Annotated in this window: 12 protein-coding genes; 4 read left to right on the plus strand and 8 right to left on the minus strand. The window is 67.1% G+C overall.

Features of this window, described 5'->3' with window-relative positions; genetic code table 11:
- A partial coding sequence (locus KHP16_RS24760) for a DUF748 domain-containing protein (protein WP_211961344.1) occupies nt 1-2,802 on the minus strand: 2,802 nt, incomplete at its 3' end.
- A 313-nt stretch (nt 2,803-3,115) separates the two neighbouring features.
- Here KHP16_RS24760 and KHP16_RS24765 point away from each other — a divergent pair.
- Nucleotides 3,116-4,417 carry an MFS transporter gene (locus KHP16_RS24765; protein WP_109584952.1) on the plus strand — a complete coding sequence of 434 codons (1,302 nt, stop codon included), beginning with the start codon at nt 3,116-3,118 and terminating at the stop codon, nt 4,415-4,417.
- Nucleotides 4,418-4,541: 124 nt separating this feature from the next.
- Here the strand turns inward: KHP16_RS24765 and KHP16_RS24770 are convergent, their stop codons facing one another.
- The 5 genes from KHP16_RS24770 to KHP16_RS24790 form a co-directional block, all read right to left on the minus strand.
- A complete protein-coding gene (locus tag KHP16_RS24770) occupies nt 4,542-5,657 on the minus strand; it encodes an extracellular catalytic domain type 1 short-chain-length polyhydroxyalkanoate depolymerase (protein ID WP_109584951.1) in 1,116 nt (371 codons plus the stop codon).
- A gap of 181 nt (nt 5,658-5,838) precedes the next feature.
- A complete protein-coding gene (locus KHP16_RS24775) occupies nt 5,839-6,657 on the minus strand; it encodes a DUF2950 family protein (protein ID WP_121492246.1) in 819 nt (272 codons plus the stop codon).
- A gap of 114 nt (nt 6,658-6,771) precedes the next feature.
- On the minus strand, nt 6,772-8,163 hold the full coding sequence (locus KHP16_RS24780; RefSeq protein ID WP_179594394.1) for a DUF3300 domain-containing protein: 1,392 nt from the start codon (nt 8,161-8,163) through the stop codon (nt 6,772-6,774).
- A gap of 73 nt (nt 8,164-8,236) precedes the next feature.
- Nucleotides 8,237-8,605 (minus strand): hypothetical protein, encoded by a 369-nt coding sequence (locus KHP16_RS28475; protein WP_244836027.1) that lies wholly within the window; start codon nt 8,603-8,605, stop codon nt 8,237-8,239.
- Nucleotides 8,595-8,933 (minus strand): transposase, encoded by a 339-nt coding sequence (locus tag KHP16_RS24790; RefSeq protein ID WP_211961345.1) that lies wholly within the window; start codon nt 8,931-8,933, stop codon nt 8,595-8,597. The genes KHP16_RS28475 and KHP16_RS24790 overlap by 11 nt, the downstream gene beginning before the upstream one ends.
- A gap of 516 nt (nt 8,934-9,449) precedes the next feature.
- Between KHP16_RS24790 and KHP16_RS24795 the strand changes: the two genes are divergently transcribed.
- The 3 genes from KHP16_RS24795 to KHP16_RS24805 all read left to right on the plus strand — a co-directional run bounded on the left by KHP16_RS24795 (nt 9,450) and on the right by KHP16_RS24805 (nt 12,895).
- Nucleotides 9,450-10,409, plus strand: a complete 960-nt coding sequence (locus KHP16_RS24795; protein ID WP_115954152.1) for a LysR family transcriptional regulator — start codon at nt 9,450-9,452, stop codon at nt 10,407-10,409.
- 205 nt (nt 10,410-10,614) lie between these two features.
- Nucleotides 10,615-11,400, plus strand: coding sequence for a response regulator (locus tag KHP16_RS24800; protein WP_115954151.1), 786 nt, complete (start codon nt 10,615-10,617; stop codon nt 11,398-11,400).
- Between the two features lie 139 nt (nt 11,401-11,539).
- A complete protein-coding gene (locus tag KHP16_RS24805; protein ID WP_244836028.1) occupies nt 11,540-12,895 on the plus strand; it encodes a cobyrinate a,c-diamide synthase in 1,356 nt (451 codons plus the stop codon).
- Nucleotides 12,896-12,923: 28 nt separating this feature from the next.
- Here KHP16_RS24805 and KHP16_RS24810 read toward each other — a convergent pair whose 3' ends face one another.
- Entirely contained in the window at nt 12,924-13,385 is a 462-nt protein-coding gene (locus tag KHP16_RS24810) for a MarR family winged helix-turn-helix transcriptional regulator (RefSeq protein WP_109584945.1), read from the minus strand.
- An 18-nt stretch (nt 13,386-13,403) separates the two neighbouring features.
- Nucleotides 13,404-15,017 (minus strand): MFS transporter, encoded by a 1,614-nt coding sequence (locus KHP16_RS24815; protein WP_415831413.1) that lies wholly within the window; start codon nt 15,015-15,017, stop codon nt 13,404-13,406.
- Between the last annotated feature and the right edge of the window lie 119 nt (nt 15,018-15,136).

The following is a 15,136-nucleotide window of genomic DNA, read 5'->3' on the forward strand; positions in this document are numbered from 1 at the left end:
GGGGGCGGGGGCGGGCCCGGGCGCCGCCGCCGCGGGAGCGGACGCTGCGCCCGGACTCGCCTGCGTGAGGCTCGTCGACGGCGCGGGCTGGCCGCGTTCGCTGCCGCCCGCCATGACGTCCTGCAGGTTCAGGCGGCCGTTCGCATTCAGGATCACACGCGCATAGAAGTCCGACAGCGCGACGTTGTTGATGCCGACGCGCATGGGTCCCTTCGCCTCGTCCATCGCGAAGTCGATGCCCGTTACGGCAAGCGAGCGCCAACGCAGGAAATCGTCGCCCGTGATGCGATCCACCGTGCGCACGTTGCCCGCCAGCGCATTGCCCGCGAAACGCGCGACGATCGGCTTGCCGGCCGGGGCATTGAAGTCCAGCTTGCCTTTGACCGTCATCGTGCCGCCGCGCAGCGCCGCATTGAAGCGATCGGCGATATACGGCTGCAGCGGCGCGATGTCGATGTCGCGCAGATCGAGCTGCATTTGCGCGCCGGGCGCCGCTGGCATCAGGCTGCCCTCGAGGCCGATCACGCCCCGGCGGCCGGACTCCGCGTGCAGCGTCACGGGGATGGCCGCGTTGGCGAGCGGCCACGTCACCGTGCCGCCGGTAAAGCCGATATTGCGATACTGGTGAATCACGGGCCGGCCGCGATTCGCTTCCGCCGGCTCGTAGTCCGCCAGCCGCGCGGTGCCGCCCGCGACGTTGATCTTGCCGAGGCGGACTTTCCACCCGGGCGGGGCCGCGCCGTTTGCTGCCCCGTTCGCCGTCCCGTTTGCCACCCCGTTAGCACTCGCGCGTGCCGTCCCGTTCGCCCGCGCGGGCGCGGTCTTCTCCTGTGCCGACTGCACGGCCCAGATGCGCGCCGTCTCGAGCAACTGCCCTTTGCGATCCCGCGTCGCCGCGATCTGCGGCTGCACGAGCGACACACCGCTCGCCTCGAACGTCTGCTTCGCGAGATCGAGGTTGATGTCCTCGAGCACGAGCTTCTCCGCGCGCACGAGCGGCAGCCGCGCCCCCTCGGTGTCCGCCACGCGCCGCTGCGAAGCGTCCGCCCGCTTGCCCGCTTCGATCCGCACACCATTGCGCTGCGCCCGCGCGGCCACCCGCGAACTACCACGGCCATCCTCACGCGCGCGCTCGCCCACGCGGTCACCCGCGGCCGCGTCATCGGCCTGCGTGCCCGACGACGCTGGCAACGCGATGGGCTCACGCGTCGCCACATACACCGGCGACAATTCGAGCCGAGACTTTTCGAGCACGAACTGGAACACGGGCTGCGTCCACGCCATACGATAATTCAGCTCGGCATTGACGCCCGTATCGCCGAACTGGCTCTGCAGTTCCCGCGGCCACCACGCGGAAAACCCCTGGGGACGCAGGCCCGTGGTCTTCAGCGTGCCCACGAGCGTCCCCTGCCGCAGCGCAAGCTGACCGGTGTGGTCGAGCGTCTGCCCATTGGCGATCGTCACCCTGGCATTCAACTGCGCAGGTTTGTCCCCGGCGCTCGCCAGATCCGCGATTTCCACGTTCACGGGTCCGATGTCGAGCTTTCCCGGCCCCGAGGGCGCGAGTTCGTCCTGAAAACCGACCTTCGCGTCCTTTAGCGTAATGCGCTGGATCGCATAACTGAACGGCTCCGCTGGCGCCGCAGCCGGTGCCGGGGCCGCCGCCGGTGCGGATGCCGCCGCGGCAGGCGCTGCCGCCGGGCCGGCCTTGGGCACCGGCGCGCTCTCTGGCAGAAACGCCGTCGCAAGGTTCAGCGACCCATCCGCGCGCCGTAGCGCCTGCAACACGAGCCCCTCGAGATCGATGCCGCGGATCGCCGCGCGATTGGCCAGCGGCTCCACGCGTTCGAGGTCGACCGCGAGCCGCCCCGCCTTGACGATCGGCGCTCCCGCATGGGTCACCACATCGGCATCGCGCAGGACCACGGTGCCCGAGACGAACAGGTCCTGCTTGTCCTTGTCCTGCCGAAAGCCCACGACCAGCCGCGTGTCGACGAGCCCGCCCTTGACCTCGGCATCCTTGAGGCGCGGCACGAAGGCCATGTACGTCGGCACCTCGAGCGCATCGAGATTGACATTGAGGTTCGTCTCGCGCGTGTCGGCAAACGGTTGCGACGTGCCGTCGAGCGACAGAGGCGAGCCATTGATCTTCGCGAACAACGTCGGACGCGTGTTGATCGTCGCGTCGTGCGGCAGGTTCGACAGGAACGGCAGCGTCAGCGTGAAATTCTCGACGCGCTGCGTGGTATTGCGTGGCTTGTCCTCGTAGACGAAAGTCGAGTTCGTCACCGCGATATTGCTGATCGAGAACCGCGCCGGCTTGCTGTCGGCTGGCTTCGGCGGCGCCGCCGCGAAGCGCTCCTCGACGTCGGCGAAGTTCATGCGGCCCTGCGCGTCGCGCACCACGCGCACGGAGAGCTTGTCCACGTGCAGGCTGTGGACCACCGGCGCGAGATGCCACAGCGAGGCCATCGAGGCGTCGGCATCCACCTCGCCTAGCGTCAACATCGGCGTGGTGCCATCGGGTTCGAAAATCGTCAGGTCATTGAGCGTGGCCGCGAGTTCGAATGGCCGCACCTGCGCCGCCCCGAGCGTGACCTTGCGTCCCAGCGCCTCGGTCGCCTGCTTTTCGACGAGATACTTGACGAGCGGCGGACCGCCGAAATATCCCGCCAGCCCGAACAGCGCCACGGCGATCACGATGCCGCCGAGCACGCGCAATGCGAGTCTCCTGCGCGGCGTCGCCTGCGCCCGCTCGCCGGCCATCCTGGCGGCAGCCCCGATGGAATCCTTGAATGACATGGTTACCCAGAAAAGAAGACCCCTGTGCGTCGAAAATCACTAGAGCGTGGTGTGCCCCGGATTTCACTTTTTTTTAGCATTATGGCAACGGATTATGGCAAGGCAAAGGACCATTTCAAAACATTCCGGCATTACCAAAAAGCGGGGGCGGCGGTTCTGGTATCGTTACGCCTTTCGCGAAGCGACCCATATTCAGGCCGGCCGGCATATCCGCCGCCGCGCGCCTGGCTCGGCACGCCATCCTCCGTGCCCCTCCGCCCCACGCCATCCGTGTAGCGCGCTTCGTGTGTGAATTCACTATGCGAGCTTTTTCATGTCTACCACCAGCAGCACTGCCGGGGCAGTGGGCGCGGCCGGTCATTCCGCGCGTCCCCTGACCGGGCAGGATTACAAGACGCTTGCGCTTGCCGCCCTCGGCGGTGCGCTCGAGTTCTACGACTTCATCATCTTCGTCTTCTTCGCCACGGTCATCGGCCAGCTGTTCTTCCCGCCGTCGATGCCCGACTGGCTCCGCCAGTTCCAGACCTTCGGCATTTTCGCCGCAGGCTACCTGGCCCGCCCGCTTGGCGGCATCATCATGGCGCACTTCGGCGACCTGCTCGGCCGCAAGAAGATGTTCACGCTGTCCATTCTGCTGATGTCGGTGCCGACGCTGGCGATGGGCCTGCTGCCCACTTACCACTCGATCGGCCTGCTTGCGCCGCTCGCGCTGCTGCTGCTGCGCGTGCTGCAGGGCGCGGCGGTCGGCGGTGAAGTGCCGGGAGCATGGGTGTTCGTGTCCGAGCACGTGCCCAATCGGCATGTGGGCTATGCGTGCGGCACGCTGACGGCGGGTCTGACCGCCGGCATCCTGCTGGGCTCGCTGGTTGCCACGGGCATGAACTCGCTGTTCACGCCCGCCGAGCTCACCGACTGGGCGTGGCGTGTGCCGTTCCTGCTGGGTGGGGTGTTCGGGATTGCGTCGATGTACCTGCGGCAGTGGCTGCATGAGACGCCCGTCTTCGCCGAGCTCCAGCAGCGCAAGGCGCTGGCCGCCGAAATGCCGCTGAAGTCCGTGGTACGCGACCATCGGGGCGCGGTGGCCATCTCGATGCTGCTGACGTGGATGCTGTCCGCGGGCATCGTGGTGGTGATCCTGATGACGCCGACGTTCCTGCAGAAGCTGTTCGGCTTCGACGGCCGCACGGCGCTGATCGCCAACAGCTTCGCCACGCTGACACTGTCCATCGGCTGCGTGGTCGCGGGCATTCTTGCGGACCGCTTCGGCGCGCGGCGGACACTGTTCGTTGGGGGGCTGCTTCTGGCGGGTACGGCGTATCTGCTGTACACCACGGTGGGGACGCACCCGCATCTGCTGATTCCGCTGTACGCGCTGGCGGGCTTCATGGTCGGCACGGTCGGGGCGGTGCCCTACGTGCTGGTGAACGCCTTCCCGGCACAGGTCCGCTTCTCGGGGCTTTCGTTCTCGTACAACGTGTCCTATGCGATCTTCGGCGGTCTGACGCCGATGATCGTGACGCTGATGCTCAAGAACAACCCGCTGGCACCGGCCCACTACGTCATCGCGGTCTGCCTGATCGGCATCGTCACGGCGTTGTTCGTAAAGAAGGCCTGAAGGGGGCCGGAATAAGGAACCCGGGGGACTTGGCGATCAGCCCCGGCGGGGGCGCAGCGCCTTCATGACTTTCCCCTCTCCCCGGGGGAGAGGGGTCAGGGGAGGGGGCGGTATTCCCCCCTCTTCAAACTTTCCCTCTATGGTGCCCCCGAAAGAACTCCCACATCATCGCACTCGCATCCGGCCCCGTGCCGCTGTGATACTCCACGCGCTCGTCGCCGCCGCTCCAGGCGTGATCGAGCCCCGCGACCTCCACCAGCTTCACCAGATCCCGGTTCCACCGCCCGAACCGCGCCTCGCGATAGTTGCCGCGGGGTAGCGAGGCACCGTCGTTGCCCGCCGCCTCCCCCGCCGGCACCGCGACCGACAGGCGGTCGTCCATCCCGTTGTAAGCCAGGAACTGCCGCGCCAGCAGCCGCCCGTTGACCGGGTGCACCGCCTTGTCCTCCAAGCCATGCATGATGATCGCCGGCATCGTCGGCCCACGAGGCGTCACCCCCGCGGCATCCAGCAACACCAGCGGATCGGTCGCCGAGCCGTGCTCCATCGCCCGCAACCCCGCCCGCGGCGAATCGGCAGCCCCCACCACCACCCCGGAATGCAGCCCAACGGCCGCGACCTTCTCCGGATAGCGCAACGCCACCAGCGCCGCCATCGTGGCCCCGGCGGACAACCCTGCCAGATAGATCTCGCCGGCTCGCACATCGGGCCGCGCGGCAAGCTCGTCGATCAGCGCGGCTACGGCCTGCGCTTCACGTCCGCCCTCCTCGGCCCCAAGGTCGAACCACTGCCAGCACCGATGCACCGACCGCCGCAACGGCTGCTGCGGATACGCCACCATGAAGCCTTCCCGTTCGGCGAGCGCGTTCATGCGCGTGCCCTCGGCCAGCGCCTCGGGCGTTTGCCGGCAGCCATGGAGCATCACAACCACGGGCATCGGGCCGTTCGTGCGCGACAAGGCGCCGGACGGAATGTAGAGACGGTACGAGAGCTGCGGCACGAGTTCGCCAGGCAGCGGCGCCAGGCCGAGCCGGTGGGATTCCCATGCACCGGGCAGCGACTCGGGTGCATGCTCGCCGACTGGCGGGACCGGCCGGAGCGGGGGGGTGGGCTGGAACGCATCGAAGCGACGCAGCCAGGTTTTGAAATGCTTCGCGGCCTGGGATTGCACGTTGCCGATTGGCGCATGGCCGATCTGGCGCCATTGCGTTTCCCAGTCCGAGGACAGGCTTTTGGCCATTAGAGACTCCTGCTCGACTTTGGAACGGATCTCCTCCTATCTTTGTGCGATGCAGCATAACACAAGCGCGGCGGCGGATTGCTCACTCGAGCGCGGCAATGTCTGCACGATACAACATTAAAAGACCCGCGAGAAAATGCCTCGCGGGTCACGTCGCCACTGGTGATAGTGGCGATAACGGCTATTTATCGGCCACCCGGCGCCACCCCGTCGTCGAAAACGCCCGCATTCCCGCCGCGCGAGCCGCCGTCGAGGGACCGAGATCGCGTTCGTAAAAATTCTTTTCAGCGTCGATCAAAAAGGTGTGTACGCCACTTTCGCCGTAACGAGCCGGCCACGCGATGAATGCAAAGCGGGGATTGACCGGGCCCGTGCCCGGGTGGAGGACGCGAAACCGGTAGCCGTAATAGGCGTCTTCGGGCGGCACGTCGGGCCCCATCACGAGCGCGTCGGGACCGATCGGGCTGGCATCGGCATCCGTGTCGGCGGGCCAGTAGAGGCCATCGGTGCGGCCGCGCGAGCTTACGATCCGCATGGCGAACCTGCCGCCGCCGACCTGTTGCGCATACCGCTGCTGGGCGTCCGCCAGCTGCAGTAGCGATTCCATGGCCACCAGTTCGTTGCGCGCGATGCGGCGGTCGCGCACCGCCCGCTGACCAGCCTGGATGTCGAACTGCCAGCCGGCCGCGCGTTTGACGATCGGCACCGGAAAGGTCCAGCCGCTGTCGCCCACGGCGATGCGCGTCGTGCCGTCAGTCCCGGGCTCGAGCGCGTGGTGCGCGGCCCACGCGCCGAGGAAGTCGTAGATATCGTCCTGCGTGATGCCTTCGGGTGGGAGCAACGTTCGATACTGGTTGCCGAGCACCTTGCGAAGCGCGTCCTGGTCGCTGCGCGCGATCGCATCGCCGAGCGCGGTCGAGGCGGCTTCGGCGCTGGGGTAGATCTGCTGCGCGGTGGCCGGCGGTGCGAGGGTCAGGCACACGCCCAAGATGAGCGCCATGGCCGTCGTGGCCGGCCTGCTATCCGCGGTCCTCGTCCGTGCCGCGAGCGTCCCGCCGAACGGAAACGTTCCCGCCCGCGCGCCGCCGCGCCTCATTGTCGCTCCGAACATCGCTCACCTCCGCCCGTGTCCGCCATGCCCCATCACCGCGCCGTGCGCGGGCGCGCCGCCGGTCCGCTGGAAGCCGCCTTGCTGCTGGCCCATGCGCGCGCCCTGCTGCTGCAACCGCTGGCCGTTCCCCGCGTCACGCAGCGCGCTGTCGCGGTTGGCGATCTGCGAACGGTTCCGCGCCGTGGCCGCATCGGCCCGCTGCCGATCCGCACCCGCCGGGCGCGGGTCGGCGGTCATCCCACCGCCGTGGCCGGCGATCGATTGACCGGTATGCCCTTGAAACGACTGCGCCGCCCGGTCTCGCGCACTGTCTCGCGCACTGTCTCGCGTCCCATCGCGCGCCCCCGGCTGCGCCTGCATACCGCCCCCGCCCGCGCCAAGCCGTTGCTGCCCGCTGGCCGGTTGTTGCCCCGCGCCGCCCTGCCCGAGCTGGCGCCCGGCTTGCTGTCCCGCCTGCTGTCCGGCCCCGCCCTGGCCCAGCCGCTGCCCAGCCTGCTGCCCGCCGCCGCCTTCACCGAGCCGTTGCCCCGCCTGCTGCCCAGCCTGCCCCCGGTTCGCCAGCGCCTGCTGACGCTGCCCGTCATAGCGATTCGCCACGGCCGGGTTGCTGTACGGAACGTTGCCGCGCGCCGCAGGGTTGTGCTGCCAGTTCACGTTTGACCGGTTGACATCGAGCTGCCGGTTCACGTTGATGTTGTTGTACCGGTTCACATTGATATTCACGTCATGGTGACCCCAGTCACACCCGCCCCATAACGAATTCACCGCCGCCACCCCGAGCCCAAACCCGATGCCGGCCACCAGCGACGTCGCGAATACGGACCCCGGCGGCGGCGGGTAATACGCAGGCGGATACGCCGGATACGGCCACGTCCCATACACGACCGTCGGGTTATACGACGGCACATACACCACCTGCGGATCCGCGGGCTCGATCTGCACGATCGTCGTCCCGCCACTCTGCTGCGTCACCACCTTCTGCTGGGGTGTCGTCTTCAGCGAGCCGGCCTTCTGCGCCTGCACCCGCAGCCGCTGCACGCCATTCATGACATCGTCCGGCTGCGCCAGAAACGCGTCGCCGACGGACTGCACCCATTGCGGCTGCCGTCCCATCATGTCGATGACCGAGGGAAAGGCCACGAGCGACTGCACGCTCGGATCCCACGTCTCGCCCTGCACCGCCTTGACTGCCGCATCCCCCGACAGCGACGCATTGGACTTCGACCATTGCGCCGCCGCCGCGACGTCCGACGGATAGGTCGAGGCCATCAGCACCTGCGACAGCAGCGCATCGGGATAGAGCGCGATCGGCGCCAGCAGTTGATCGATCTGCCCGTTGTCGAGCTTCGCCTGCGCATGCGCAGGCCCCACGGCCAACGACACCGCCATCGACATCAGCAGCGGCAACACGACACGCATCAGACGATGTGACATCTCCGGTCCCCCAGCAAAGCGGTCAGCGCATGCGTCATCGAGCCGCCTGCGCGCACTCCTTTCGATACGTCTCTTCCACGCGGCTCCGATCTGGCGCCGCCGCCGGCAATGCCTCGATGCGTTGCATAAGGCCAAGGCAATACTCGCGCTGCGAGGTCGCCGGCCTGCCGTCCCCTTCGGCCGAAGCCGTGCCGGGCTCGAGCATGCGTGGCGGCGGCGGAATATCGGGCAGCCCGCCCGGCGCATTCCCCCGGCCGCCGCCGTACACTGGCGGCGCGGATGGGGACGGCGCGGCCACCTGCGCCGCCGCATCGCCTGCCGAGATGGCGGATATCGCCGTCACGACGGCAATGCCAGCCATCATCGGCGCCCCCCACCGGGCACGCGCGACACTAGTCGTCATTCTCGCTGCCCACTTCCCGCACTTCCCTGTTTTCCCGTTCGTCATGATGTCTGCCGCTGCGCTGGCGGGTCGTGCGGTGGCGCAGTAATTCGAGCCTGAGCAACGCATCCGCAAGCAGGTTTCTGAGTCGTGCGTTCTCTTCCTCGAGTTCCCGCAACCTGCGGCGTTCCGACCCCGCCGGCACGCCGGGCGCGCCATAACGGGCGCGCCATCCGTAGAACGAAGCATCGCTGAAACCATAGCGCGCGCACAGCTCTCGTACGGGGACTCCCCGGGCGGCCTCGGCGAGGTACATGCGGATCTGCTCTTCCGAATACCGTCTGTTCACGCTCCGCCTCCTCCCGCCCGAGATGGCGCAGGCTCGCGCCCGACCTGTGCCGTACGTTAACCACCCCCCGCGCGGAAGGCAATTCAGTGTGTTCGCACCGCGAGTTAAGCAATTTGATGCGCCTAAAAAAATTCTAATTTCGTTGTTCCAAATTGGAAAAATCCAAGGACCAGCATCTGCCGAAGCAGTGTCGAACCGGGAAATCTCGTGCAAAATAAAATGCCGAGCGGTTCACGCCGCCAAAGCTTCATTCGCCGGAAAGCCGCCTCCACGCTGGCCTGCCGGGCGACAGGTCTGTCCGTACATTGTCACGATACCGCCCCCCGCATTGTGATAATCCGCACCTCCTTCCTAGGAAGTTTCAAATTCATGTATTAACATGGCTCGGACAAACTAAATTTAGAAGAAGCTTTGCCGCCGCGCGTGAGGTCCTTTGCGTTCGCGCAGTGCGCAGGCCGTGTGCCCCAAACCATAAAAAACAAAGAACGGAACGATCATGGACAGGGAGAATTCAGCATGCGGCACGTCAGCACCAAGCTATTGCACGTCTTCGTGCTTTTGATGGAGTATCGCGATCTCAATGCCGTGGCCGCATGTACGCAAGGACGGGTCCCCACCGTGGCGTACGGTCTGGCAAGGTTGCGAGAAATCACCGGCGACCCGCTGTTCATCAAGCGCAATGGCCGGCTCGAACCCACTCCGCATGCGTTGAGACTCGAACACACCGCGCGACAGATTCTGACCCGGTGGAATCAACTCGTGCGGCCCCAGCGCGCCACAGCGACGCGCCGGGCCCAGGGCCGCCGCATCTCGATCGGCTTCTCTTCTTCGATCGGCGATCCCGTCATCACCGAGATCCTCACCACGCTGTGCGAGCAGTTTCCGCGCGACAGCTTCATTACGCGCCCCGTTATCGCGGACGCGTCGCTTGCGAGCCGGCTTTCCGCGGGCGAGCTCGACTGCGCCTTCGTCGTCGATGGCGCGCAGGTGCCCGACGGCGTGATCCCGCACAGCCTGCTGGCCACGCAGCGCAGGCTGGTCGGCGCGCTGCGCGCCGACGGCCACGACGATACGGAGACGGACTGGATCCTGCTGCAGGAGGATTGCGAAGCCGGCAGCCCGCTGCACACGTTCCTCGCGCGTCAGGCGAATGCTCCCGGCCATCGCGCGACCGTGGTGCCGTCGTGGCATACGCAGATCACGCTGCTGCATGCGACGGGCGGCATCTGCCCGGTGCTCGACTTCAATGTGCCGCTGGTCACACGGCATCGCAAGGCGCGGCTGCTGGCACCGCCGGCCAACTTCCCCGGCTGGGCCGCATTGCATTTCTGGATGCCCGAGCAGACCTCGGACGCGCGCGGCGAAGGTGTGCTGCGCGACGTGATGGACGTCGGCGCGGCGGTGTTGCGCGACCCGCTCAAGGCGCTCGACGATCGCCGGCATCATCAGGAAAGCGCGCGCCCCGTCGCCGCGTAGCCGCATACGATTCAGCGCAAGGCTTCCGCGATTCGTCATTTTGTTCTCATTGGGCATGACGTAGTGCCTGAATTTGGCACACGTTTTGCGAATCGTCTCACTCCCGTGGCAACGCTACGCCGGTATGCTCGGCGGGCATTGCCGTGATCCGTGTCCCCGTGGGGCGGCATGCCGCACAGGGGAACCACCGGATAGGAGTGACCGGATGTCATCGACGACTGCGAGAGATGTGAACTGCGATGTAACGAACGCCGCGCGGGAGATCGACGCGACCCGCAATGCGGCCACCTCGGCTTCTCCGACGCGTTTCACGTCGCTGCCGGCATCGCCCAATTTGAGAATTCTGCTGGCCGACGATCATCCCGTCATTACGGCGGCCATCGGGGCGAGGCTGCAGACGCAGACGGGATGGGAGGTCTGCGGCGAGGTCAACAGCGCCACCGAGTTGCTCCACGCGGTGGATCGCCTCGCGCCTAACGTCATCGTCACCGATTACCACATGCCCGGCGTGGCGGCCCTCGATGGCGCGCGTCTGCTGCTGGCGTTGCGGCGCCGCTATCCCACGATCGCCGTCGTCGTGCTGACGATGATCACGAACCCGTTCGTGCTGCGCGCGATTCTCGATGCGCGCGTGCATGGGCTGCTGCTCAAGGACTGTCCGCTGTCGGAAGTGGTGGTGGCGATCTCTCGCGCGCAGCGGGGCTTCACCTACATCGGCAAGTCCGCATTGCGCGCGCTCGCGCCCACGGATCCGCATACGACGCTGCCGTTCGGCCGCATCGGCACGCAGCCCCTCTCGCTGCGGGAGATGGAAGTGTTGCGCCTTTACCTGACGGGCCGCACGGTCACCGAGATCGCCGCGACGCTGTGCCGCAGCGTCAAGACCATCAGCCGGCAGAAGAACAGCGCGATGGGCAAGCTCGGCGTGGGCAATGACCGCGAGCTATTCGAATGCGCGGCGCTGCAGGGCATGGTGTTGCCGCGCCGGTGAATGCCGGCGTGATCCGAGCCGATATAATCGAGCCCTCATCGCACCCCTCGCCGCACCACGCACCGCATCCCTCATTGCGCCTCATTGCGCCTCATTGCGCCTAACCTTATTGCGCCCCCTCCCCACCCCTGCCTCCTCCATGTCCGCAACGCTCAATCAAGACGCCATCGCCGCTGCGTCCCTGCCGTCCGCCCCCTCAGTGCCCGCGATGATGATCACCGCCTCGGCATCGGGCCAGGGCAAGACGACCGTCACGGCCGCGCTCGCGCGGCTGCACGCGCGGCAGGGCCGCACCGTGCGGGTCTTCAAATCGGGCCCCGACTTCCTCGATCCCACGTGGCTCGCCGCGGCAAGCGGCGCGCCCGTGCATTCGCTGGACCTCTGGATGACGGGAGCCGACGACGCCCGCCAGCGTCTCGCCGAGGCGGCCCGCACCGCGGACGTGATCCTCGTCGAGGGCGTGATGGGTCTGCACGATGGCGAACCCAGCAGCGCCGATATCGCGCGCCGCTTCCAGCTGCCCGTGCTCACCGTGATCCAGGCCAGCGCGATGGCGCAGACGTTCGGCGCGATTGCCTATGGGCTCGCGCACTATGGAGACCCGTTCGCCGACATGCGCGTGCTCGCGAACGGCGTCGGGTCCGCGCGCCACGCCGACATGCTGCGCACGAGCCTGCGCGAGCCTGGCCAATGGGCGGGCGCGCTCGCGCGCGATCCTTCGGTATCGCTGCCCGAGCGGCATCTCGGTCTTTACAGCGCCAACGAACTGCCCGACGTCATGGCGCGCCTGGACAAGCTCGCCGATCTGCTGGCGCCACTGCCGGCAGCACAGTTACCGCCTGCAGTGCGTTTCGAGGACGTACCCGCAGTGGCACCGTTGCCGCGGCGGCTGGAGGGCAAGACCATCGCGGTCGCCTGCGACGATGCCTTCCGTTTCATCTACCCCGCGAACGTGGACACGCTGGAGGCGCTCGGCGCGCGCGTGGTGTTGTTCTCGCCGTTGCGCGATGCCGATCTGCCCGCGTGCGATGCCATATGGCTGCCCGGCGGCTATCCCGAACTCCATGCGGCGACACTGGCGGCGAACACGGCGATGCAGGAGGCGCTGCGGCGCGCCCGCGCGAGCGGCATGCCGATGCTGGCCGAATGCGGCGGGATGATGGCCCTGTTCGACACGCTCGTCGACAAGGAAGGCCGCGCGCACGAGATGGCGCGCGTGCTGCCCGGCACGGTGCGTATGCAGGGGCGGCTGGCCGCGCTCGGGCATCAGGCGGTGGCGCTGCCGTGGGTCGATGGGGCTCCGCAGACGGTACGCGGCCACACGTTCCACTACTCGCAGACCGAAACGCCCCTCGAGCCGGCCACGCGCGCAGTTTCCCCGCGCGATGGCAAACCCGGCGAGGCGGTCTACCGCGTGGGTGCCCTTACGGCGTCATACGTGCATTTGTATTTTCCGTCGAATCCCGAAGCCATCGCGTGCCTGTTTGGCGGATGACGGCGGCGGCGGCGGCTAACGATGCCGATCAGGCGGCGTCACGTTGCGCCTGCGTGCGGGCGACGGCTTCGGCGATGCCGGCCTCGAGTTCGCCCAGCCCCTTCGACAGGTTGTGCATGGTCGTCTCCGACACGTTCGTCAGCACGTCCTGCAGGAATTCCGCGCGGCGCGGCAGCGCTTCGTCGACGATCTGGCGGCCCAGCGGCGATAGCGTGACATTGGTCATGCGATTGTCACGCTCGCTCGTCGCCCGCTCGACCCACCCGAGTTCCTGCAATGCCTTGAGCTGACGCGTGAGCGCGCCCGGGTCCATGCCGACCCGGTCCGCCAACGGCTTCTGGGCGATCGCGCCCTCGTGCCCGTACAACGCGTACAGGATGCGCCAGCGCGGCATGGGAAGGCCGATGCGCGCCTCGAACGCCGATGCCCACGCGCGGTAGGTGCGTCCGAATTGCTGCAGTACGGCCAGGCTTTGTCGCTCCAGTTCCAATCCACTCTCCAGTCGGGGTCAGTCCGCCGCCATCACGGGCTCGTGCACGCGCACGAGCTTGACGGGCGGCACGCGGCGCGAGCGCCAGATGCCGATCACGGCGATCACCGCCGCCAGCGCCATGCCCAGATGGATGGCGCCGACCAGCGACAACCGCGCCTGCTCGAGCAGCAGGGCTCCATTGTGCCCTGCCTGCTGCAGTTGAGTCAGCAATGTACCCTGCGCGGCGCGGTCGATCAGGATCTGCGGGTCGCTCATGCGCGACGCCCAGTCCATCGCGCCGGCCGAATGCAGCGCGCGCTCCACGCCGCCGGTATAGCTGCGCGTCACCAGCGTGCCTACCATCGCCGTGCCGATCATCCCGCCGACCATGCGCAGCGACTGCAACATCGCCGTGGAGATGCCCAGTTGCGCGCGGCCGGCTGTCTGCTGCGCGAACACCGTCAGGTTCGGCATGATAAAGCCAAGGCCCAGTCCGCCGAACAACATGATCGCCAGCAGCAGGTTATGGTCCATGCCCCGCGTGGCCTGCGTCAGGCCGAGACAGGCCAATGCCAGCAGTGCGAAACCGGCATACAGCATGCTGTTCGGTAACGGAATGCGCGTGATGATACGGCCGTTGACGATGCTGCCGATGGTGATGCAGACCACGAGCGGCGTGACCAGCAGGCCGGCATCCTTCGGCGAATACCCGAATCCGCCCTGGAACAGCAGCGGCGCGTACAACAACAGCGAGAACATCACGAAGCCGGACAGCACGGCAAGCAGGAACAGCGGCGCGAGCCCCGGATTACGGAACATGTCGAGCGGCAGGATCGGATTCGGGCAGCGTAGCGACCAGCGCCAGAGCGCCACGAACGATGCCGCCGACAGCAGGAGCAGGCCGACGGTCACGAGGTCGAGCCCGCGCTCGGGCAGCCATTCCACCGACAGCTGCATCGTCCCGAGGCCGGCGGCGATCAGGAATGCGCCGACCCAGTCGACACGGGTGGAACCGGTATGCGTCTGCTGACGCAGATGGGGCAGATAGCGCCAGGCAAACCACAGGCCGAGCAGGCCGACGGGCAGGTTGACGTAGAACACCGCGCGCCAGCCATACCACTCGGTGAGGATGCCGCCGAGCGACGGCCCGACCGCGTTGGCCAGGCCGAAGGCCGTGCTCATCATCACCTGCCAGCGCAGGCGGATATGGGCATCGGGAAACAGGTCGGGAATACACGCGAACGCGGTACCGACGAGCATCCCGCCGCCGATCCCCTGCAGCGCGCGGGCCACGACCAGAAACTGCATGCTGTTGGCCATGCCGCACAGCGCGGACGCCGCGATGAATACGATGATCGAGGCCAGCACGAACGGCTTTCGCCCGTAATAGTCGCCAAGCCGCCCGAAGATCGGCACGGTGATCACGGAGGTCAGCAAATAGGCGGTGGCCACCCACGCGTAAAACTCGAACCCTTGCAGTTCGGCAACGACGGTAGGCAAGGCGGTACCGACGACAGTCTGGTCGAGCGCCACCAGCATGACGACGAACGCGATCCCCAGCATCGCCATCAGCGATTCCCGGAACGGCAGCACCTGCCCAGCATGCACCACGGCGCCGCCGTCCTGCCCTTCCCGTGACTCGGAGGTCATTTTATTGCCCAATCAATAGTTGCAATGTCAATGATTATAGGGCAATTAAAAGGGGTTTGCTGCGACGTCGACGGGCGCCGGTGTGCGGCGCCACAGCAGACGCCACGCCAGCGCCCGGC

Source organism: Cupriavidus plantarum, from assembly GCF_905397285.1.
GTDB lineage: Bacteria > Pseudomonadota > Gammaproteobacteria > Burkholderiales > Burkholderiaceae > Cupriavidus > Cupriavidus plantarum.